A 21,048-nucleotide genomic window follows, 5' to 3' on the forward strand; every position below is an offset into this window, starting at 1 on the left:
GCGCGGAAGGTCGTGCGCTATCCGGTGTTGCGCATTCCGGCGGAGATGCCGTTGACCGTGAGCAGCAGGGCCCGCTGCAGGTCGGGGTCCGGTTCGTCGACCGTGCGGCGTTCGGCGAGCGCGTGCACCTGCAGGTGGTGCAGGGGCTCGAGATAGCTCTCGCGCACCTCGAGCGTCTGACGCAGCAGCGGGTTGTTCGCGACCAGGGCGTCGCCGGAGGAGAGGGCGAGGACCTCGCGCAGCGTGAGCGCGTGCTCGGTCTTGATGATCTCGAAGACGTCCTGCAGCTCGGGGTCGACCAGCTCGGCGACGTAGAAGCCGGCGATCCGCATGTCCGTCTTGGCCAGCGTCATCTCGACGTTGGAGAGCAGGTTCGCGAAGAACGCCCAGTCCCGCATCTCGTCGATGACCTCGCCGTAGCCCGCCTCCCGGGCGGCTCTCAGCCCCGAGCCCAGCCCGAACCAGCCGGGGACGATCATGCGGGTCTGGGTCCAGCCGAAGACCCACGGGATGGCGCGGAGGTCGTCGAGCGAGGCGTCGCCACCGGCCCCGGGCCGCTTGCCGGGGCGGGACCCGACGTTGAGCATCGACAGCTCGTCGACGGGCGTCGCCTGGGTGAAGAAGTTCGGCAGGCCCTCGTGGCCGACCAGCGCGCCGTAGGCCTCCTGCGCGGCGTCGCTGATGACGTCCATCGCCTCGTCCCAGCGCTCCAGCTGGTCGGCGGGCACGCGGCTCGTCTGGTGCAGCAGCGTCGCCTCCAGCACCGCCGAGAGCATGATCTCGAGGTTGTCCTCGGCGAGGGAGGGCAGCGAGTACTTGTCGGAGATGACCTCGCCCTGCTCGGTCACCTTCATCACCGCGTCGACGACGCCGTGCGGCTGGGCCGCGATCGCCTCGCCCGCCGGGCCGCCGCCGCGCCCGACCGAGCCGCCGCGACCGTGGAAGAGCCGCAGCCGCACGCCGTGCTTGGCCGCGACGTCCCGCAGCTGGCGCTGCGCGGTGTGGATGGACCACTGGCTCGTCGTGATGCCGGCGCCCTTGTTGGAGTCCGAGTAGCCCAGCATCATCTCCTGCACGTCGCCGCGGGCCGCCACGATCGCGCGGTACGACGGGTCGGAGAGCATCCCGTCGAGCAGGTCGCCGGAGATCTTCAGCTCGGTCGCGGTCTCGAACAGCGGCACGATGTCGAGCGACGAGCGGGCGCCGTCGACGTCGAGCTCGATCAGCCCCGCCTCGCGGGCGAGCACCGCCACCGCGAGGACGTCGTCGACGTTCTGGGCCATCGACATGACGTAGGTGTGCAGGGCCTCCTCGCCGTAGGTCTCCTGCACCTCGCGGATCGTGTCGAAGACGTCGAGGGTCTCCCGGAAGCTGTCGTCGCCGATGTCCTGCCGGTTGCGCCGCGGGGTCAGCGCCCGGCGCCCGGCGAGCTCGCGGGACAGCACCTCGATCCGGCCGTCGTGGTCGAGCTCGCCGTACGGCGTCTCCAGCTCCCCGAGCCGGTCGAACAGTGCGGCGAGCGCGGTGTGGTGGAGCTTGGTGTGCTCGCGGACGTCGACCGAGGCGAGGTGCAGACCCACCGCGTTGGCCGTGCGCATGACGTCGCGCAGCATCCCGTCGGCGATGCGGTCGCCCTGGTGGGAGCGCAGCGAGCGGTCCATCACCTCCAGGTCGGCGAGGTACTCCGCGGAGCCCAGGTAGTCCCGGCCGGGCACGTGCGGGGAGCCGTCGAGGTAGCGGGCCCGGGTGTTCTCCAGCCGCGCGTACACGTACGAGCACTTGAGGCGGTAGGGCTCCTCGGCGTTGAGCCGGACGAAGCGGTCGTGGATCTCGGGCAGGTGGCGGCGGTCGCGGGCCAGGCTGCGCCGCAGGTCCTCGCTCACGCCCACCAGCCGCGTCGACACCGAGAGCTCCTGCACGAGCTCCTCGATCAGCCCGATCTGGATGCGCACCCCGCGGTCGGCGTAGACCGCCATGGCGTCGCGGGTGAGGTCGGCGGTGACGTTCGGGTTGCCGTCCCGGTCGCCGCCGACCCAGCAGCCGAGCACGAGCGGGCGGGCACCCTCGGGCAGGTGCAGCCCGACGCGGTCGAGCTCCTCGTCGAGCACGGTGAGCACCTCGGGCACAGCGTGCCGCCCCAGCTGCTCCAGGTAGTAGGAGACCGAGCGGGCCTCGTCGAGCACCGTCGGCCGCTCGGGGCGGATCTCGTCGGTCTGCCACATGAGGTCGACGAGCCGCGCGAGCTTCGTCTCGGCCACGTCCTCGGACAGCCCGTCGCCGAGGATGCCCGCGATCGCCCGCAGCTTGCCGAGCACCGACTGCCGCTGCGCCTCGGTGGGGTGGGCGGTGAAGGTCGGCTTGAGCTGCAGGCGGGAGAGCGCGGTCGCGACCTCGTCGGGGTCGGCCTCGGTGACCAGCCGCTCGGCGAGCAGGTGGATCGGGCCCTCGCCGCCCTCGTGCACCGCCTGCCGCTCCGACGCCCGGTGCGTCTGCTCGGCGACGTTGGCCAGGTGGAAGTACGTGGCGAAGGCCCGCGCGAGGACGGCGGCGGTGCCGGGGTCGAGCGACGCGAGCAGGTCCCGGATCCCGGTGTCGCCGCGCTCGGGCACCTCGCGGACGAGGTGCCGGACCTTCTCGACGAGGTCGAGCATGTCCTCGCCGTTCTGCCGCGCCAGGGTCTTCCCGAGCAGGGTCGAGAGGCGCCGGATGTCGGTCCGCAGCGCGGAGTGCTCGGACTCGGAGGACACGCTGGTCTCGGTCGACACGGAGTCGGAACGGCGGCCGGTGCTCATGTACGGCGTCTCCTCGCGGGCGGGGTCACGGGACGCCCACGGCAGCGGGGGACGTCGGGCATCGTTCCCCGGAAGCCGGTTCCCGTACACCTTCCCGGCGGGATGTCCGGTATGACCGGGCACCCGTGGCCGACCGTGCTCGTGGTCCTCGAGAACAACGCGATGTGCCGGCCCGGGTGGTGACGCAGGCCGGGGGCCTAGGCAGATGATCATGCCGAGCGCGACACGGACGTCTGTCGCGCTCGACATGATCATCTGTCTACGGGGCGCCGAGCCGACCGCGCCGTCGTCGGGAATGCCAGGCGCGCGCGTCGCGGACGGCCACGCCGGGAATGTCCCCACCGTGAGCACCACTGCCGGCAACACGAAGGCCTACGCCGACTCCAGCGGCTCGTTCAAGCGCCGCGGACCGCGCTTCACCGACCGGATCGTCGCGAACCCCTCCGGGCCGGGGGAGTGGCCCGCGGAGCCGGGGCGCTACCGCCTCGTCGTCTCGCTGGCCTGCCCGTGGGCGCACCGCTCCGTGATCGTGCGGCGGCTGATGGGGCTGGAGGACGCGATCTCGCTGGCCATCACCGATCCGCTGCAGGACGACCGGTCGTGGCGGTTCTCGCTCGACGAGGGCGGCGTCGACCCCGTGCTCGGCTACACCCACCTCGAGCAGGCCTACCTCGCGCGCGACCCGGAGGACGGCACCGAGAACGGCGTCTCCGTGCCGGCGGTCGTCGACGTCGCCTCCGGGGCGCTCGTCACCAACGACTACCCGCAGATCACGATCGACCTGGGGCAGCAGTGGCGGGCCCACCAGCGGGCCGGCGCGCCCGACCTCTACCCCGAGGCGCTGCGCGAGGAGATCGACGAGGTCAACGAGGGCGTCTTCCACGACGTGAACAACGGGGTCTACAAGGCGGGCTTCGCCACGAAGCAGACCCGGTACGAGGAGGCCTACGCCGCGCTCTTCGCCCGGCTCGACGAGCTCGACGAGCGCCTCGAGAACCAGCGCTACCTCGTGGGCGAGAGCATCACCGAGGCCGACATCCGGCTGTTCACCACGCTCGCCCGGTTCGACGCGGTCTACCAGGCCCACTTCAAGTGCAACCGGCAGAAGCTCGCCGAGTTCGGCGCGCTCTGGGCCTACGCCCGCGACCTCTACCAGACCCCCGGCTTCGGGGACACGGTCGACTTCGACCACATCAAGCGGCACTACTACATGGTCCAGACGACGATCAACCCGACGCAGGTCGTCCCGCTCGGGCCGGAGCCGTCGGTCTGGCTCACTCCGCACCACCGCGAGGAGCTCGGCGGGTCGCCGTTCGGGCCGGAGGGCACCGCCCCCGCGCCGCTGGAGCACCCGTTGCGCCCGCTGGGCCCGATCGACATGTGAGGGCGGGTCGGCCCCGGGTAGCCGTGTGCCGTGAGTGCACCGAAGAACGTCGCCGAGCACGTCCTCGACCGCCTCGCGGCCTGGGGCGTCCACCGCTTCTACGGCTACCCGGGCGACGGCATCGGCGGGATCTTCACCGCCCTGCCCGGACGGGACGACGCCGAGTTCGTCCAGGTCCGGCACGAGGAGACCGCCGCGTTCGCGGCGTGCGCCGACGTCAAGTACGGCGGGTCGCCCATCGGCTGCTGCGTGGTCACCAGCGGGCCCGGGGCGATCCACGCGCTCAACGGGCTCTACGACGCCAAGCTCGACCACCAGCCCGTCGTCGCGCTGCTCGGGCACACCGCGCAGACCGCGCAGGCGGGCGGCTACTACCAGGAGATCGACCTCGGCACGTTGTTCTCCGACGTCGGGGGCTACGTGGCCGAGGTGAAGGACCCCTCGCAGGTGCGCCACGTCGTCGACCGCGCGTGCCGCACCGCCCTGGCCGACCGCACCGTCGCCGTCGTCATCCTGCCCAGCGACGTGCTGGAGGAGGGCGCCGTCCCGGAGCCGCCGGACGCGCACGGCTACTACCAGACCTCCGCCGTCCCCTCCTCCGACCCGGGCGCCCCGGCCCCGGCCGCGCTCGAGGCGGCGGCCGCGGTGCTGAACGCGGGGGAGAAGGTCGCGATCCTCGCGGGCGCCGGTGCGCTCGGGGCGTCGACCGAGCTGACCGAGGTCGCGAACCGCCTGGGCGCCGGGCTCTCCACCGCGCTGCTCGGCAAGGGCGTGATCGACGAGCGCTCACCCTGGAACTGCGGCGCGATCGGCCTGCTCGGCACCACGGCCTCGTGGCACCTCATGCGCGAGTGCGACACCCTGCTCATCGTCGGTTCGACGATGCCCTACACCGAGTACTACCCGGCGCCCGGCCAGGCGCGCGCGGTGCAGATCGACGTCGACGGGTCCCGCTGCGGCATCCGCTACGACACCGACGTCAACCTCACCGGCGACGCGGCGCCGACCCTCGAGGCCCTCCTGCCGCTGCTCGAGGACAAGACCGACCCGTCGTGGCGGGCGCACGTCGAGCGGTGGACCGCCTCGTGGGACGACTACTCCGAGCAGCGCGCCCACCAGCGGACCTCGAAGCTCAACCCGGAGCTCGTCGTCCGGGAGCTCTCCGACCGCCTGCCCGACGACGCGCAGATCGCGGTGGACTGCGGCACCGCCACCTCCTGGTACGCCCGCGACCTCACCCTGAAGCCGACCCAGCGGGGGTCGCTGTCGGGCACGTTGCTGTCGATGGGCGGGGCGCTGCCGTACGCGATCGCGGCCAAGACCGCCCACCCGGACCGACCCGTCGTCGGGCTGGTGGGCGACGGCGCCATGCAGATGAACGGGGTCAACGAGCTGATCACGGTGCAGCGCTACTGGCGGACCTGGGCCGACCCACGGTTCGTCCTGCTGGTGCTGTCCAACGACGACCTCTCCTACGTCTCGTGGGAGACCCGCGGGATGCTCGGGGAGGCGCCGGACCCGCAGTCGCAGGCCGTCCCGGACGTCCCCTACGCGGAGTGGGCGAGGCTGCTCGGGCTGGGCGGGGCCACCCTGACCGACCGCGACGACATCGGGTCGGTCTGGGACGCCGCCCTCGCCGCGGACCGGCCGTTCGTCGTCGACGCGAAGGTCGACAAGGACATCCCGCTGGTCCCGCCGCACGTCACGCTGCAGCAGGCGTTCAACACCGCGCGCTCGCAGGTCGCCGGCGACCCCGACGCGCTCTCGATCATCGCCAACGGCGTGAAGGAGACCGTCGGCGCGAAGGCCCGGTCGCTGCTGGGCCTCGCGCCGAAGGACTGACCGGCGACCCCTACGGTGGGGCCATGGCAGTCACCGTGGAGAACGCCGACGACCTGACCCGTGCGCCGGGCGCGTCGGTCACCCCCGACACCCTCCCGAACGACCTGGACATCACCGACCTCGTCGTCGGTGGCGGCGCCGAGGCGTCGCACCGCGACACCGTGCAGGTGCAGTACGAGGGCCGGCTCGTGTCGAACTCGAGCGAGTTCGACTCGTCGTGGAGCCGCGGCGGGGCCCCGGTCGAGTTCCCGCTCGGGCAGGTCATCGACGGGTTCAAGCTGGGCATCTCCGGCATGCGCGAGGGCGGGCGCCGCGTCCTCGTCGTGCCGCCGCACCAGGGCTACGGCCCGCAGGGCGCGGGCGGGGTCATCCCGCCGAACGCCCACCTGGTGTTCGTCGTGGACCTCGTCAAGGTCAACTGATCCTCTAGGGTGCGCGGTGTTACCGACCGGTACCACCGCGCATCCAGGAGGTCGATCGTGCCGGAGAAGGCGCCAGACGTCGTCGTCAGCGAGTTCGTGGCGGCCCCGCCGGAGAAGGTGTGGGAGCTCGTCGGCGACCCCGCCCGTATCGGCGAGATCTCGCCCGAGTGCTACTCGATCACGTGGCTCGGCGGCGCCACCGGTCCGAGGCCCGGTGCCCGGTTCATCGGCTGGAACCGCAAGGGCCTCCTGCGCTGGCCGACCACCAGCACGGTCGCCGAGTACGACCCCGCGCACCACATCAGCTGGGACGTCGACGTCGTCGGCCAGTCCGTCGCCCGCTGGAGCTTCACCCTCGAGCCCGAGGGCTCCGGCACCAAGGTCACCCAGCGTTGGATCGACAAGCGCACCGCGATCGCCTCGCTCGTCGGCAAGGGCCGCACCTCGGACAGCCCGTCGCACAACCGCGAGGGCATGGCGCGCACGCTCGCGACGGTGAAGGCGCGCGCCGAGGGCCGCGCGGCCTGACCGTCCGGGTTCCCTCCGACGGGTGACCCCATTGGCGGATTCCTCCCCGCTCGTCAGGATCGGGGGGTGCTTCCCGACGACGGGTCCTCCCGGACCGGCGTGCGCGGGCTCGACGGCCCGGCGGCGGACCTGATCGCGACGTTGGCGGTCTGGGGCGGCGCCGCGAGCGTCGAGCACCTCGCCGCGGTGTCGGGGCTGCCCGCCGGGTCGATGCTGCGCGCGGTCCGCGAGGCCGTCGACGCGGACGTGCTGATCTGGCGCGACGACGAGCGGCTCGAGTTCGTCCGCACCGAGGACCGGGAGACGGCGTACGCGGCGATCCCGCGGCCGCTGCGCACGCTCCTGCACTCGGCGCACGCGGCCGCACTGGAGAGCGCCGACGCCGTGTCCCGGGCCGGCACGCTCGCCGCGGCGGGTCGGGTCGACGAGGCGGTCCGGGTCGCGCGCGGGGAGCTCGCCGCGTCCGAGGACCCGGCCGTGCGGGCCCGCATCCGCTCGTTCCTGATCTTCACCCTGATCAGCGCGGCGCGGGTGGACGACGCGCGGGCCGAGATCGACGCGGTCCTCGCCCTCCCGCTGCCCCGCGAGCAGCAGGACCGGTTGACCCACCTGCGCACGTGGGTCGACCTGCTGGCGGGCGACGGCCCGGTGCCCACCGCCGACCCGGTGGAGGGGGACCCGACCGCGCTGCTCAACGCCGCGAGCGCGTCGTTCCTGCGCGGCCGGACCGTCCGGGCCACCGAGCTCGCGGTGGCGTCCGTCGAGGCGCGGGCGGGGGAGTCGTGGGCCGAGGCCGCGACGGCGACGGTGTGGCCGGCCTGGTGCCGCCTGCTCGCCGAGGGGCCCGCGGCCGCCGAACGCGACGCCCGCGACGTGCGCGACCGGGCCGCCCGCGCCGGGCACCTGTGGCTGGGGCCGTACCACGACTTCGTGTCGGCCCGGGTGCACGCGGTCGCCGGGCGTTGGCCGGACGCGTCGGCCGAACTCGACGCCGGCCTGGCCGCCGCGGCGGCCACCGGGACCGGGTGGACCTCGCTCGCGGTAGCCGGCCGCGCCCGGCTGGACCTCGACCGCGGCGACACGACGACGGCGGCCGCCGCGCTCGAGGGCGCGGCCGGACTGACCGAGCAGTTCGGCCTCCCCACGCTCGCGATCGCCGCCGCCCTGCTCGACGAGTCCCGGGGAGCACCGGAGGTCGGTCTGCGTCGCGCCGACGATGCGTGGCGCGCGGCGCACCGGGACGGCCGGATCGCGGCGGTCGCGATGTCCGCGACGGACGTGACCCGCCTCGCCCTGCGCGCCGACCGGCGCGACGTGCTCGACGACCTCGCTGCCGCGCTGCGCGCCGATCCGCCCGAGGGCGTGCTGCTCCGGCCGCTCGTCGACCTCGTCGTCGGGCTCGCCGGGGACGACCTGGCCGCCGTCCTCGCCGCGGTCGACGCGCTGGAGAGCGCCGGGGACGTCCCGGGCTCGATGACGGCCCGTGAGGAGGCGGCCTGCCTGGCGGCGCGTCTCGGCGACGCGGACGCGGCCCGCGCCCTGGCGGCCCGCGTGCGGGAGACGGCCGACCGGCTGGGTGCCGACGGGGTGTCCCGACGGCTGGCCAACCGGCTGCGGGCCCTCGGCGTACGACTCGGCGCGGGCGGCCGCCGGGGACGCCCCCCGGAGGGCTGGGACGCGCTCACCCCGACCGAGCGCCGGGTCGCCGAACTCGTCGCCGAGGGCGTGGCGGGCCCGGAGATGGCCGTGCGGCTCGCGATCTCGCCGCGCACCGTGCAGACCCACGTCTCGAACGCGCTGCGCAAGCTCGGCCTGCGCACCCGGGTCGAGCTCGCGACGACGGCGGCACGGCACCACCCGGGCTGAGCCCTCCGTCTACGTCATCGCACGGATGTTCCGGCGATGGATCTCGGTCACGCTGAGTCGTACGTACTGCGGCGAAAGGGTGGCCATGTCCTTCTTCCTGTTCATGTGGATCGTCCTGCTCGGCGGGCTGGTACTCCACGTGATCCTCGACCGGTCTCCCGAACGTCGGACCGGGCGGCGCCTCCTCGAACTGACGGCGCTCTGGTTCGTGGTCGTCGGCCTCGGGGTGAACGGCGTGCTGGCCGGACTGGTCCACATGGGACCCGGTGCCGCGGCCGCGGCGGAGAGCATCGGCTGGTCCCCGTCGCCGTTCCAGTGGGAGAACGGCGGCTCCGACCTCGCCGTCGGCCTCGCCGGTCTCGCCGTCGCGTGGACCCGCTTCCGCGACGGCTGGATGAGCGCGACGATCTTCGTCGCCTTCGTGCAGCTCTACCTCGACGGCATCCAGCACGTCACGCAGTGGCTGATGCACGGCAACACCGCGCCCGACAACGTCGGCGCCATCCCCACCTGCTTCCTCGTGCCCGCGATCGCCGCGATCACGACCTGGGCCGCGCGCCGCGCCGCCGCCCGCCACACCGCGCCCGGCGCCCACGAGAGCGCCGCCCCCACCCGCGTGCCGGCCTGAGCCCGCACCGACCCGCCGTCAGGAGCCCGAGATGCCCGCCACGTCCTGGCTGATCATCGTCGCGATGATCGCCTACGCCATCTACAAGCAGACCCAGCGCCACGAGATCGTCGGGTCGTCCCGCTTCAAGCTCGCGATCATCTACGGGATCGTGGGCATCGCCATCGGCGGCTACCACGCGCCGACCAGCGGTCTCGCCTGGACGTTCCTCGGCGCGAGCATCCTGCTCTCGGTGGTCGTGGGACTCGCCCGCGGTCGCCTGACGCGGGTGTGGCCGGAGGGTGGGCGGGTCTACGCGCAGGGCACCGCCCTGACCATCGGCCTGTTCCTCGGCATGGTCGTGCTCAAGTTCGCCCTCGGCACCCTCGCGTACTTCGCGGGGATCAGTGACGACGGCGGGATCGGCGAGGTCCTGCTCATGATCGCCGTCATGGTCGCCTTCCAGGCCGAACTCGTGTGGCGGCGGGCGCAGCCGCTCGGGGCGCGGGAGTCCTCGAAGGACGCCGTCGGGGCCGCCCGTTAGCGTGGTGGGGTGCGAGTGGCGACCTGGAACGTGAACTCCGCGAAGGCCCGCGAGCCGCGCCTGCTGGGCTGGCTCGACGACCGCGCGCCCGACGTCGTGTGCCTGCAGGAGACCAAGCTCTCCGACGAGGCGTTCGACGAGACCTTCGGGGCCGCGCTGGCCGAGCGGGGGTACCAGGTCGCCCACTACGGCGAGGGCCGCTGGAACGGTGTGGCCCTGCTGTCGCGGGTGGGCCTGGACGACGTGGTGAACGGGCTCCCCGGTGCTCCCGGCTACCCGCACCAGGAGGCGCGGGCCGTCACCGCGACGTGCGGCGACATGCGCGTGACCAGCGTCTACGTGCCGAACGGCCGCACCGTCGACGACCCGCACTACGCCTACAAGCTGGAGTGGCTCGGCGTGCTGCGCGACGTGGTGGAGGCGGGCGATCCCGACCGCACGATCGTCGCGGGGGACTTCAACATCGCGCCGGCCGACCTCGACGTCTACTCCGTCGAGGTGTTCGCCGAGTCCACGCACGTCACGCCGCCGGAGCGCGAGGCCCTCGCCGCGATCGAGAAGACCGGGCTGCACGACGTGGTCCGGGAGCGCTGGGTCGACGTCCCCGCCTTCACCTACTGGGACTACCGCGGCGGCGCCTTCCACCAGGACCGCGGCATGCGGATCGACCTCGTCCTCGCGGGCGCCCCGATCGCCGAGCGTCGGCAGGCCGCGTGGGTCGACCGGCAGGCCCGCAAGGGCACCGGGCCCTCCGACCACGCCCCGGTGATCGTCGACCTCGACACCGCCCCCGACGGCGACATCGGCCCGGTCGTACCGCCGCCCTCCCTCGGCGCGAAGAAGGGCGCCCCGCGGCGGAAGAAGGCCTGAGGCCTGCGCGCCGGGCGGGTGACAAGGGTCGACCCGGAGTCCGCCGCCGCCGATCCGGCGGAAGCGCACCCACCCGCCGTCGGGAAGCGGCATGCTCGGGCGATGGCGGACGACGACGGGACGGGGCGGCTCCCGCGGGCAGGCGAGGCGGTCGTCGAGGAGCTGGTGACGCTGATCCTCGACCACGTCGTGCCGACCGTCGGCTGGTATCGCGACCAGGTCGCGCACCGAATGGGTATCAGCCCGGCGGCGGCCGCCGGGATCCCGTGACCGTCAGACCGTCTCGAACGGCCCCACGTGGGTCACGTGCACGACGGCCGAGCCGACCTCGTCGGAGGCGTCGAGGTCGACGGTGGCGGTGATGCCCCAGTCGTGGTCGCCCTCGGGATCGTCGAAGACCTGGCGGACCTGCCACGTGCGGCCCTGGTCGACGACCCGGAACAGCGCCGGGCCGCGGGCGTCCGGGCCGGCGCCGAGGGTCGGGTACTCGTCGAAGTAGTCGAGCATCGCCTGCGACCAGGTGTCGAGCGACGGGCCCTCGTCGCCCGAGAGCTCGGCCAGGTCCCCCGGCACACGGCGGGCGAACAGCTCGACGCGCCGGAACATCTCGTTGCGCACCAGCACCCGGAAGGCCCGCTCGTTGCGGGTGACCGGCGGCGGGCCCTGGTCGATCGGGGCGGCGTCGGTGCCCGCCGCGTCGAGCTCGGTCGGGTTGGACAGCGTCTCCCACTCGTCGAGCAGCGACGAGTCGGTCTGGCGGACGAGCTCGCCGAGCCAGGCGATGAGGTCGTCGAGGTCGTCGGTGCCCGCCGACTCCGGGATCGTCTGCCGCAGCGCCCGGTAGGCGTCGGTGAGGTAGCGCAGCACCAGGCCCTCGGACCGGGCGATCTTGTAGTGCGAGACGAACTCGACGAAGGTCATCGCCCGCTCGTAGAGGTCCCGGACGACGGCCTTGGGGGAGAGCTCCGCGTCGCCGACCCAGGGGTGGCCCTTGCGGTAGGTCTCGAACGCGGGCTCCAGCAGCTCGACGAGCGGCTTCGGCCAGGTGATCTCCTCGAGGCGCTCCATCCGCTCCTCGTACTCGAGCCCCTCGGCCTTCATCGCGCCGACGGCCTCGCCGCGCGCCGCGTTCTCCTGGGCGCGCAGGACCTGCTTGGGGTCGTCCAGCGTCGACTCGACGACGCTGACCAGGTCCAGCGAGTAGGTCGGGGACTCGTCGTCGAGCAGCTCGAACGCGGCGAGCGCGAACGGCGAGAGCGGCTGGTTGAGCGCGAAGTCGACCTGCAGGTCGTCGACGAGGCGGACCGTGCGCCCGGCCTCGTCGGGAACCTCCAGCACCTCGACGACGTCGGCCTCGATGAGCCCGCGGAAGAGCTGGATCGCGCGCAGGATCAGCCGGCGCTGCGTGGGACGGTCGGCGTGGTTGTCCTCGAGCAGGTGGCGCATCGCCGGGAAGTACGGGCCGGGGCGCTGCGCGACCTGCAGCAGCATCGCCGTCGTCACGCGCATCTGGCTCGTGAGCTGCTCGGGCTGGGCCTCGACCAGCTTCTCCATCGTGCGCTCGGACCACGACACGAACCCGTCCGGCGCCTTCACGCGGACGACCCGCCGCTGCTTCTTGACGTCGTCGCCGGCCTTCGCGAGGCGCTTCGCGTTCTCCACCTCGTGCTCGGGGGCCTGCACGACGACGAAGCCCGCGGTGTCGTAGCCCGCGCGCCCTGCCCGGCCCGCCACCTGGTGGAACTCGCGGGCGCGCAGGTGCCGGACCCGCTGCCCGTCGAACTTCGTCAGCGCCGTGAACAGCACCGTGCGGATGGGGATGTTGATCCCGACGCCGAGCGTGTCGGTGCCGCAGATCAGCTTGAGCAGGCCGGCCTGGGCCAGCGTCTCCACGAGCCGGCGGTACTTCGGCAGCATCCCGGCGTGGTGCACGCCGATGCCGTGGCGCACGAGGCGGGACAGGGTCTTCCCGAACCCGGCGGTGAAGCGGAACGAGCCGATCAGCTCGGCGATCTGCTCCTTCTCCGCCTTCGTCGAGACGTTCAGGCTCATCAGCGCCTGCGCCTGCTCGATCGCCGCGGCCTGCGTCGTGTGGACGATGTAGACGGGCGCCTGCCGACCGGTGATGAGCTCGGAGATCGTCTCGTGCAGCGGGGTGGTCGACCAGCGGAACGACAGCGGCACGGGACGCTCGGTGTTCGCGACGACCGCGGTCTCGCGTCCGGTGCGCCGCGTCAGGTCCTCCTGGAAGAAGGACACGTCGCCGAGCGTCGCGCTCATCAGCAGGAACTGGCACTGGGGCAGCTCGATCAGCGGCACCTGCCACGCCCACCCGCGGTCGGGGTCGGCGTAGAAGTGGAACTCGTCCATGACGACCTGGCCGATGTCGGCACCCGCGCCCTCGCGCAGCGCCCAGTTGGCCAGCACCTCGGCGGTGCAGCAGATGACCGGCGCCTCCGGGTTGACCGCCGCGTCGCCGGTGAGCATCCCGACGTTGGCGTACCCGAGCTGCGCGCCGAGGGAGAAGAACTTCTCGCTGACCAGCGCCTTGATCGGCGCGGTGTAGACGGTGCGCTCGCCGCGCGACATCGCGGCGACGTGCGCGCCGAGGGCGATCAGCGACTTCCCGGAGCCGGTGGGCGTCGAGACGATCACGTTCGCGCCGGTGACGAGCTCGATCAGCGCCTCGGCCTGCGCCGGGTACAGCTCCAGCCCGCGCTCGGCCGCCCAGGCGGAGAAGCCCTCGAACAGCTCGTCGGGGTCGGCGCCGGGCGTGGGGAGCAGGGACGGTGCGCTCATCGCCGTCCATCCTCCCAGGTCCGCGCGACGACGCCGGGGACCGGCGACCCGTGGGCGCCCGGACGGTTAGCGTGGGCAGGCGTGGACGTCGAGCTGACCAGGCTGCCGGGGATCGGCACGAAGCAGGAGTTCGTCACGGGCGACGGACGCCGGGTCGGGGTGCTGACCCACCGCGACGGGCACCGGGAGCTGCTGCTGACCGGCCGCGAGGACCCGGACGCCTGTGTCGCGAGCGTCCCGCTGTCGGAGGCCGAGTGCAACGCGCTCGGCACGCTGCTCGGCGCGCCGAACCTCGTCGCGAAGCTGGGGGACCAGCAGCGCGAGGTGGAGGGCGTGAACACCGCGCAGTTCCCGATCGCCGCCGGCTCGCCCTACGTGGGCCGCGCCCTGGGCGACACCGCGATGCGCACCCGGACGGCCACGTCCATCGTCGCCGTGGTCCGCGACCACGTCGTCTCCCCGTCGCCCCGCCCGGACTTCGTGTTCGCGGCCGGGGACCTGGTGGTGATCGTCGGGACGGGCGAGGGACTGAGGCAGGCGGCGGAGATCCTCGAGGCCGGCTGAGCGCTCCCGTGGAGACCGCTCTCGCGCTGGAGGAACTCGGCGCCCTGTTCTTCGGGCTCGGCGTCCTCGGCCGGCTCGCCGGCCGCATCGGGATCTCGCCGATCCCGCTCTACCTGCTCGGCGGGCTGGCATTCGGGCAGGGCGGGCTGCTGCCGCTCGCGGGTATCGAGGGGTTCACCGAGCTCGCGAGCGAGGTCGGCGTCGTCCTGCTGCTGCTCCTGCTCGGCCTCGAGTACTCGGCGTCCGACCTCGTCGGCGGGCTGCGCCGGTCGTGGCTCGCCGGGATCGTCGACATGGTGCTCAACGCGACGCCGGGCGCGGTCGCGGCGCTGCTGCTCGGCTGGGGCCCGGTCGGCGCGCTGGCGATGGCCGGCGTCACGTGGGTCTCGTCGTCGGGGATCATCGCGAAGGTCCTCTCCGACCTCGGTCGTCTCGGCAACCGCGAGACCCCGGCCGTCCTCTCGGTCCTCGTCATGGAGGACCTCGCGATGGCGCTCTACCTGCCCGTGACGACGGCGGTGCTGGCCTCGCTCGGGTTCCTCGCGGGCCTGCGGACGGTGGCGATCGCCCTGGTCCTGCTCGTCGTCGTGCTGGTGGTGGCGCTGCGCTTCGGCGGCGCGGTGTCCGCCGTCGTCGACTCGCCGAGCTCCGAGGTGTTCCTGCTGCGGGTGATCGGGGTGGCGCTGCTCGTCGCCGGCGTCGCCTCGCAGCTGCAGGTCTCCGCCGGCGTCGGCGCGTTCCTGCTCGGCATCGCGATCAGCGAGGACACCGCCGAGAACGCGACCCGTGTACTGAGCCCGCTGCGCGACCTGTTCGCCGCCGTGTTCTTCGTCGTCTTCGGCCTGAACACCGACCCGGCGTCGATCCCGGCGGTCATCCCGGTCGCGCTCGCACTCGCCGTCGTCACCACGATGACGAAGATCGGTACCGGCTGGTTCGCCGCCCGGCAGGCCGGGGTGGGGTCGCTCGGCCGGTGGCGGGCGGGTGCCGCGCTGGTGGCGCGGGGCGAGTTCTCGATCGTCATCGCGGGGCTCGCGCTGAGCTCGGCGGCGATCGACCCGGAGTTCGCGCCGCTCGCGACGACCTACGTGCTGCTCATGGCGGTCCTGGGACCGGTCCTCGCCCGCGTGGTCGTGCCGGCCCACGGTGCGCTGTCCGGACGACGACGCGCCGCCGCCTGACGGAGTGGGTACACGCCCGTCATGACCTTGACCTCGTCGTCGTCGAAGGCCCCCTGGTTCCCTCGCGTGCTGGGCGCCGCGACCGCGGCCTACAGCGTGGCCATCATCGCGAAGCCCGAACTGTTCGCCCGTCCCACCAAGCTCGCCCCGGACGCCGGGTCGCTCTCGCGCGGCACTGCGATCGGCATCCGCGCCCTCGGCGGCCGGGACCTCGCGTCGGGCCTGGCGATGGCGTTCGCGCCGGACGGGGAGGCGCTGCGGACGGCGACGGCCGTGCGGGTCGGCTCCGACGTGGTCGACCTGGTGCTGCTCGGCACGAGCCTGCCCGACCGGGAGGCGCGGACGAAGGCGGTCGCGGTGGCGGGCGCGTGGGGCGCGCTGTGCGCGCTGGGGTGGTGGCTGGCCTGAGCGGTCGTCAGGCCGACTCGGCCTCGGCGGGCTGCGGCACCGGCTCGACGCGCAGGTGGTAGACACCGGCACCGTCGGTGAGCGGATGCAGGTCGTAGTGGTGCACGACCTTCGGACCGTCGTGGAGGTGGGTGTGGGTCACCGTGGGCAGCGGGGCGCCGTGACGGGCCTCGCGGACCTCGACGCGGCCGTCGAGCGGGCCGCCGAGGTAGAGCAGGACGGCGTCCTCACGGGTCGTCTCGTCGGACATGGTCTGCCTCCCCGGGGTCTCGCGGTTCCGCCACAGGGTAGGTGGGGAACCGGCTCGGCGCTGCGTCCGTCCGGGGTATCTCGTGACCAGCGGTGACGACGACGTGACCCTCGGCGAACTCGATGCCCAGGTCACGAGCTGGACCGCCCCCGGCACGGCCCCGCTCGTGCCGGAGGTGACGCTGCTGCTCGCCGACGACATCCACCGCACCTGGTCCGAGACCGACGAGGCCGCCCCGCCGTTCTGGGCCTTCGCGTGGGCGGGCGGGCAGGCGCTCGCGCGCTGCGTGCTCGACCGGCCCGAGCTCGTCGTCGGGAAGAAGGTCCTGGACCTGGCGAGCGGGTCGGGCATCGTCGGGATCGCCGCGTTGCGGGCGGGGGCCGCGTCGGTCGTCGCCTCCGACCACGACGCCCGCGCCCGCGTCGCGACGGCGCGCAACGAGGCGCTCAACGGCGTGCCGGTGGAGGTGGTGGGCGACCTCGTGGGCGAGTCGGACCTCGTGGTGGACGTCGACGTGATCCTCGCCGGCGACGTGTTCTACGAGCAGCCGATGGCGCGGCTGATGCTGGAGTTCCTCGACGAGGCGACGGGCGTCGGGATCGAGGTCTACGTCGGCGACCCGGGGCGGGAGTACCTCCCCCGACGGCGGGTCGAGGCGCTCGCGACCTACGACGTCCCGGAGACCTCGGACCTCGAGGGCCGGGCGGTCACGCCGACCACGGTGCACCGGTTGATCTAGCGGGTAAGCACCGTGACGTGGCCGACCTCTTCTCCCCGCTGGCCGTCAAGGGCGTCACCCTGCGCAACCGCATCGGGATGTCGCCGATGACGATGCACGAGTCGGTCGACGGCACGATGAACGACTACCACGTGATGTACCTCGGGGCCCGGGCCGCGGGCGGCTTCGGGCTGGTCTTCCCGGAGCAGGTCGCCATCGTGCCGGAGGGCCGGACGACGCCCGACTGCGCCGGCATCTGGGCCGACCACCAGGTCGAGAGCCACGCGCGGGTCACGTCGATGCTGTCCAAGTTCGGCGCGGTGCCCGGCATCCAGCTCGGGCACACCGGGCGCAAGGGCAGCGAGGTCGCGAAGCACGACGTCGTCGACGGCTACCAGGGCGGCTGGCAGCTGCCGCCCGACCACCCGCGCGGCTGGCAGGTCTCGGGTCCCTCGGCGGTCTGTTACGACGACGGGCACCACGACCACCCGGTCCACGCGCTGACCGTGGAGGAGATCCGGGGGCTGCACCGGTCCTACGCCGACGCCGCGCGTCGGGCCGCCGACGCGGGATACCGGTGGCTGGAGATGCACTTCGCGCACGGATACCTCGGCGCGGAGTTCTTCTCGCCGCTGGCGAACCACCGCGACGACGAGTACGGCGGGTCGCTGGAGAACCGGGCCCGGTTCCTGCTCGAGGCGCTCGACGCGGTCCGGGAGGTGTGGCCCGAGGAGTACCCGCTGACGATGCGGCTGGGCTCCGACGACGGCCACCCCGACGGCGTGCAGTTCGACGACGCCGTCACCGCGGTCGGCTGGATGGCCGAGCACGGCCTCGACCTCGCCGACATGAGCATGGGCTTCAACACCGCAGACATGCCGGACCGCCCCGACTTCCACCGTCCCGCGTTCATGGCCGAGCGCGCCGCGCGAGTGCGGAAGGAGGTCGGCATCCCGATGATGTCGAGCTGGAACCTCGGGCGCCCGCAGGACGCCGACGCGGCGGTCCGGGACGGGTGGATCGACGTCGTCCTGCTCGGGACCCCGGCCCTGACCAACCCGCACTGGCCGGTCTGGGCGGCCCGCGAGCTCGGCCGCGAGCGCCCGTTCGACCTGCTGCCCGACGACTGGCAGTGGTGGATCGAGCACTTCCGCGGCCCCGAGCAGAGCATCGGGCTGCCGCCGGTCGGATAGGTCGGCCCGAGTACCTGCTCCATTCGCGAGCATGTTGCGCCGGATGGCCCCTGGATCTTGTCGAACTGGTGTTCGATGATGGGTGCATGGCGATCGAGGCAGGGTGGGACCCCGACACGGGGATGCCGCTGCCTGACGACCCGCCGTTCGTGCCGCTCTCGGACGAGGAGCTCGCGGCGTGGGCGGTCGAGGACGCCCTCGCGCCGATCTCGGCGTACTCCTTCGATGATGAGGAGGAGCCGCCACTCGCCACCGAGCCGGTCGAGCCGGTGGAGCCTGGGTGGGCGGTGCCGGGAGTCTCGGAGCCGGAGGCGTCCTCGGACGGTGAGGTGTCGGCGGGGTCGTTGGCGTTGTTGGCCGAGGGCGCGGCGGCGGTGCGGGCCCGACGGTTGGCGGGGGCCCGGTTGTACCGGGCGATCAACGCGATCCGTGACAGCGATGTCCTCGACGAGACCGGCTACCGGCGGATGTCGCGGCTGCTCGAGGACCATCTGCGCCTGGACCCCACCACGGTGCGCCTGCTCGAGCGGCAGGCGGACGCGCTGCGCGAGACCGTCACCCCCACCGGAGCCACGACACCGGCCGATCTGCCCGCGACGGCGGCGGTGGTCGAGGACGGGCTGGTCGACGAGCACCACGTCGAGATCATCCGCAAGACCATGCAGCGTCTCGGCGCGGTCCCCGGCCTCGGGCCGGCGGTGCTGGCGACGGCGGAGGAGCAGCTCGCGGCGTTGGCCACCACCCACAGCCCGAAGGCGTTGTTCTCGGCGGCCAAGGTGATCGCGGATCGGCTCGACCCCGACGGGGCGGCCCCGAAGGACGACGACGCCTCGGGCAACGAGTTGCGCTACACCAAGCGCCGCAACGGTGACCTGCACGCCAAACTGGTACTGCGCGAACGGACCGCGGCAGCCCTGTTCGACGACGCCATCCGGGCCGCCACGCCTGCTCCGGCGTCGTCGGTGGTCGCCGACCCGGACACCGGGGAAGCCCCGGAATCCGCCGATGGGAACCGTGGGCACGACCCGCGCGACGAGGCCGACCGCTCCCTCCCGGCCCGCCAAGCCTCCGGGCTGCTGGACCTGATCTCCGCCAGCCACCACGCCGGCCTCAACGAACCCGACCCCGAGCCCGGCACCGGGCAGGCGTCGATGCCGTTCCCCGACCCCGGCCTCGACGAGACCGTGCCCGGGAACGACGCGCGAACCGATGTCACCGGCACCGGTTCCGACGCGAACCGCGCACCGGAGCCCGCCACCGACGAGCCCTCGCCCGAGGAGGACGCGGGAACCGGTGCCACCGGCACCGGATCCGACGCCACCTCCAAGCGCGAGCCCGAGGCGGACGAGCCCTCGATGTTCGGCCCCGGCGCGCCCACGCCGGACCACGAATCCGATGCAACTACTGAGTCCGAGGCCGATGAACCACCGCCACCGCGGCGGCCGTGGACCCCACCGGACGTCGACACCATGGCGCTCCCCGGCCGGGAACGCGTCACCCTGACCGTGACGCTGGACTACGAGACGCTGCGCCAACAACTCGCCGACACCAGCACCGCACTGGCCCTGCTCGGTGACTCCACCTGGATCCGCCCCGACACCGCGCGGCGGTTGGCGTGCGACGCCGACATCATCCCCATGCTGCTCGGCTCGAAGGGTGAAGTCCTCGACGTCGGCCGCAAGACCCGCTCGATCCCCACCGCCACCGCCCGCGCCGTCACCCGCCGGGATCGGCACTGCGCGTTCCCCGGCTGCCGCCGACGCGCGCGGCACTCCGAAATCCACCACATCATCCACTGGGCCAACGGCGGACACACCGAACCCGACAACCTCGTCTGCCTCTGCCGGTATCACCACGACCTCGTCCACCACAGCGGCTGGGACGTCCACATGACCGACCACATGCCCTGGTTCCGACCCCCCACATGGCTCGACCCCACCCGACAACCCCGACACAACCGGCCCTGGCAGGCCATGGACAGGGCTGCCTGAGCGCTGTGCTCGGGCAGCCCCGTCCCGCCGGCGGGGACGTGTCTCGCGCACCACCCCCGCGACCGGAACACCCGCGACCGGCGCGGGGTTGGCCCGCGCATGAGGATCGGCATCATCGGAGCGGGCCTGATCGCGGGCACGCTGACGCGGCGGCTCACGTCCCTGGGGCACGAGGTGCGGGTGGCCAACTCCCGCGACCCCGAGACGCTCGCGGACCTGGCCGCGGAGACCGGCGCGACCGCGGTGTGGGCGAGCGAGGCGGCGCAGGACGCGGACCTCGTCGTCGTGAGCATCCCGCAGAAGAACACCCCGAACCTGCCCGAGGGCGTGGTCGCGAGCCGGAAGCCCGGCGCGCCCGTCGTCGAGACGAACAACTACTACCCGCAGCAGCGCGACGGTCGGATCGACGCGATCGAGGAGGGCACCCCGGAGAGCGTCTGGGTGTCCGAGCAGCTCGGCACGCCGGTCTACAAGGCGTTCAACGGCATCTACTGGGAGCACCTGCTCAACCGCGGCCGCCCGCGCGGCGAGGCCGGGCGCATCGCGCTCCCGGTCGCCGGGGCCGACGGCCCGGGCAAGGAGACGGTGCTGGCGCTGGTCGACGAGCTCGGGTTCGACCCGGTCGACGCCGGGCCGCTCGAGGAGTCGTGGCGTCAGCAGCCCGGCACGCCGGTGTACGGCACGGACCTCGACGCCGACGGCGTCCGCGCGGCCCTGGCCGCGGCCCCGCCGGAGCGTCCGGCGGAGTTCTCGGCCTGAGCCGCGGGCCTTCCCACGATCGTGACGTACTCCATCCGGTCGAGTCCGTGACGATTCCCGCGCGGCAGACGTCCCACTGGTGAGTGCGGCGGTCGGATGTTCCCCGGCCGCCGCCCGCCAGGGGCCGCCGACGGAGGGAGACCGCCATGACGACGGGACGCACGACCGGGACCGGCGAGCGCCGCGACACCGGGGCCGAGCGCCGCCCGGGCTGGGGCGAGCTGCTGCGCACCCCGGGCGCGATCCGCGGCGGCGTCGCGCTGCTCGTGCTGCTGGCGATCTACCTGATCGGCGCGCTGTCGCACCTGCACGTGCTCGGCCTGTAGCGGT

Annotated in this window: 20 protein-coding genes; 17 read left to right on the forward strand and 3 right to left on the reverse strand. The window is 73.2% G+C overall.

Annotated elements, in window-relative coordinates:
* Positions 1–17: 17 nt before the first annotated feature.
* Entirely contained in the window at positions 18–2,792 is a 2,775-nt protein-coding gene (ppc, locus tag LN037_RS13765; RefSeq protein ID WP_230753373.1) for a phosphoenolpyruvate carboxylase, read from the reverse strand.
* Positions 2,793–3,135: 343 nt separating this feature from the next.
* On the opposite strand from ppc, the gene LN037_RS13770 reads away from it, so the two are divergent.
* The 9 genes from LN037_RS13770 to LN037_RS13810 all read left to right on the forward strand — a co-directional run bounded on the left by LN037_RS13770 (position 3,136) and on the right by LN037_RS13810 (position 11,125).
* Positions 3,136–4,176, forward strand: a complete 1,041-nt coding sequence (locus tag LN037_RS13770) for a glutathione S-transferase family protein (RefSeq protein ID WP_230753376.1) — start codon at positions 3,136–3,138, stop codon at positions 4,174–4,176.
* 30 nt (positions 4,177–4,206) lie between these two features.
* Positions 4,207–6,018 carry a thiamine pyrophosphate-requiring protein gene (locus LN037_RS13775; protein ID WP_230753378.1) on the forward strand — a complete coding sequence of 604 codons (1,812 nt, stop codon included), beginning with the start codon at positions 4,207–4,209 and terminating at the stop codon, positions 6,016–6,018.
* A 23-nt stretch (positions 6,019–6,041) separates the two neighbouring features.
* A complete protein-coding gene (locus LN037_RS13780; RefSeq protein ID WP_230753381.1) occupies positions 6,042–6,440 on the forward strand; it encodes an FKBP-type peptidyl-prolyl cis-trans isomerase in 399 nt (132 codons plus the stop codon).
* A gap of 57 nt (positions 6,441–6,497) precedes the next feature.
* Positions 6,498–6,968, forward strand: coding sequence for an SRPBCC family protein (locus LN037_RS13785; protein ID WP_230753385.1), 471 nt, complete (start codon positions 6,498–6,500; stop codon positions 6,966–6,968).
* Positions 6,969–7,034: 66 nt separating this feature from the next.
* Positions 7,035–8,834 carry a helix-turn-helix domain-containing protein gene (locus LN037_RS33570; protein ID WP_230753387.1) on the forward strand — a complete coding sequence of 600 codons (1,800 nt, stop codon included), beginning with the start codon at positions 7,035–7,037 and terminating at the stop codon, positions 8,832–8,834.
* A gap of 85 nt (positions 8,835–8,919) precedes the next feature.
* Positions 8,920–9,462, forward strand: coding sequence for a DUF6790 family protein (locus tag LN037_RS13795; protein WP_230753390.1), 543 nt, complete (start codon positions 8,920–8,922; stop codon positions 9,460–9,462).
* Positions 9,463–9,493: 31 nt separating this feature from the next.
* Complete coding sequence (locus LN037_RS13800) at positions 9,494–9,985, forward strand: hypothetical protein (RefSeq protein ID WP_230753393.1); 492 nt, start codon at positions 9,494–9,496, stop codon at positions 9,983–9,985.
* 9 nt (positions 9,986–9,994) lie between these two features.
* Positions 9,995–10,855, forward strand: a complete 861-nt coding sequence (locus LN037_RS13805) for an exodeoxyribonuclease III (RefSeq protein WP_443611897.1) — start codon at positions 9,995–9,997, stop codon at positions 10,853–10,855.
* Between the two features lie 102 nt (positions 10,856–10,957).
* Positions 10,958–11,125, forward strand: coding sequence for a hypothetical protein (locus tag LN037_RS13810; protein WP_230753395.1), 168 nt, complete (start codon positions 10,958–10,960; stop codon positions 11,123–11,125).
* Positions 11,126–11,128: 3 nt separating this feature from the next.
* On the opposite strand, the gene LN037_RS13815 is transcribed toward LN037_RS13810, so the two are convergent.
* A complete protein-coding gene (locus LN037_RS13815) occupies positions 11,129–13,654 on the reverse strand; it encodes a DEAD/DEAH box helicase (protein ID WP_230753398.1) in 2,526 nt (841 codons plus the stop codon).
* Positions 13,655–13,735: 81 nt separating this feature from the next.
* On the opposite strand from LN037_RS13815, the gene LN037_RS13820 reads away from it, so the two are divergent.
* The 3 genes from LN037_RS13820 to LN037_RS13830 are packed head-to-tail and all read left to right on the forward strand — an operon-like array spanning position 13,736 to position 15,807.
* A complete protein-coding gene (locus tag LN037_RS13820; RefSeq protein ID WP_230753400.1) occupies positions 13,736–14,218 on the forward strand; it encodes a cation:proton antiporter regulatory subunit in 483 nt (160 codons plus the stop codon).
* An 8-nt stretch (positions 14,219–14,226) separates the two neighbouring features.
* Entirely contained in the window at positions 14,227–15,399 is a 1,173-nt protein-coding gene (locus LN037_RS13825; RefSeq protein ID WP_230753403.1) for a cation:proton antiporter, read from the forward strand.
* A 21-nt stretch (positions 15,400–15,420) separates the two neighbouring features.
* The gene (locus LN037_RS13830; RefSeq protein ID WP_230753406.1) at positions 15,421–15,807 is read left to right on the forward strand and encodes a hypothetical protein; all 387 of its coding nucleotides are present in this window, start codon (positions 15,421–15,423) and stop codon (positions 15,805–15,807) included.
* 7 nt (positions 15,808–15,814) lie between these two features.
* Here LN037_RS13830 and LN037_RS13835 read toward each other — a convergent pair whose 3' ends face one another.
* The gene (locus tag LN037_RS13835; protein ID WP_230753409.1) at positions 15,815–16,057 is read right to left on the reverse strand and encodes a DUF8847 domain-containing protein; all 243 of its coding nucleotides are present in this window, start codon (positions 16,055–16,057) and stop codon (positions 15,815–15,817) included.
* A gap of 82 nt (positions 16,058–16,139) precedes the next feature.
* On the opposite strand from LN037_RS13835, the gene LN037_RS13840 reads away from it, so the two are divergent.
* The 5 genes from LN037_RS13840 to LN037_RS13860 all read left to right on the forward strand — a co-directional run bounded on the left by LN037_RS13840 (position 16,140) and on the right by LN037_RS13860 (position 21,044).
* Positions 16,140–16,796 carry a class I SAM-dependent methyltransferase gene (locus tag LN037_RS13840; protein ID WP_230753412.1) on the forward strand — a complete coding sequence of 219 codons (657 nt, stop codon included), beginning with the start codon at positions 16,140–16,142 and terminating at the stop codon, positions 16,794–16,796.
* A 17-nt stretch (positions 16,797–16,813) separates the two neighbouring features.
* Entirely contained in the window at positions 16,814–17,968 is a 1,155-nt protein-coding gene (locus LN037_RS13845) for an oxidoreductase (protein ID WP_230753414.1), read from the forward strand.
* A gap of 86 nt (positions 17,969–18,054) precedes the next feature.
* Positions 18,055–19,959, forward strand: coding sequence for an HNH endonuclease signature motif containing protein (locus LN037_RS13850; protein ID WP_230753417.1), 1,905 nt, complete (start codon positions 18,055–18,057; stop codon positions 19,957–19,959).
* 99 nt (positions 19,960–20,058) lie between these two features.
* A complete protein-coding gene (locus tag LN037_RS13855; protein ID WP_230753419.1) occupies positions 20,059–20,718 on the forward strand; it encodes an NADPH-dependent F420 reductase in 660 nt (219 codons plus the stop codon).
* Positions 20,719–20,864: 146 nt separating this feature from the next.
* Positions 20,865–21,044: a hypothetical protein gene (locus LN037_RS13860; RefSeq protein ID WP_230753422.1), complete on the forward strand. Its 180-nt coding sequence runs from the start codon at positions 20,865–20,867 to the stop codon at positions 21,042–21,044.
* Positions 21,045–21,048: the final 4 nt, after the last annotated feature.

Origin of the sequence: Actinomycetospora soli (genome assembly GCF_021026295.1) — a bacterium.
GTDB classification, from domain to species: Bacteria; Actinomycetota; Actinomycetes; order Mycobacteriales; family Pseudonocardiaceae; genus Actinomycetospora; species Actinomycetospora soli.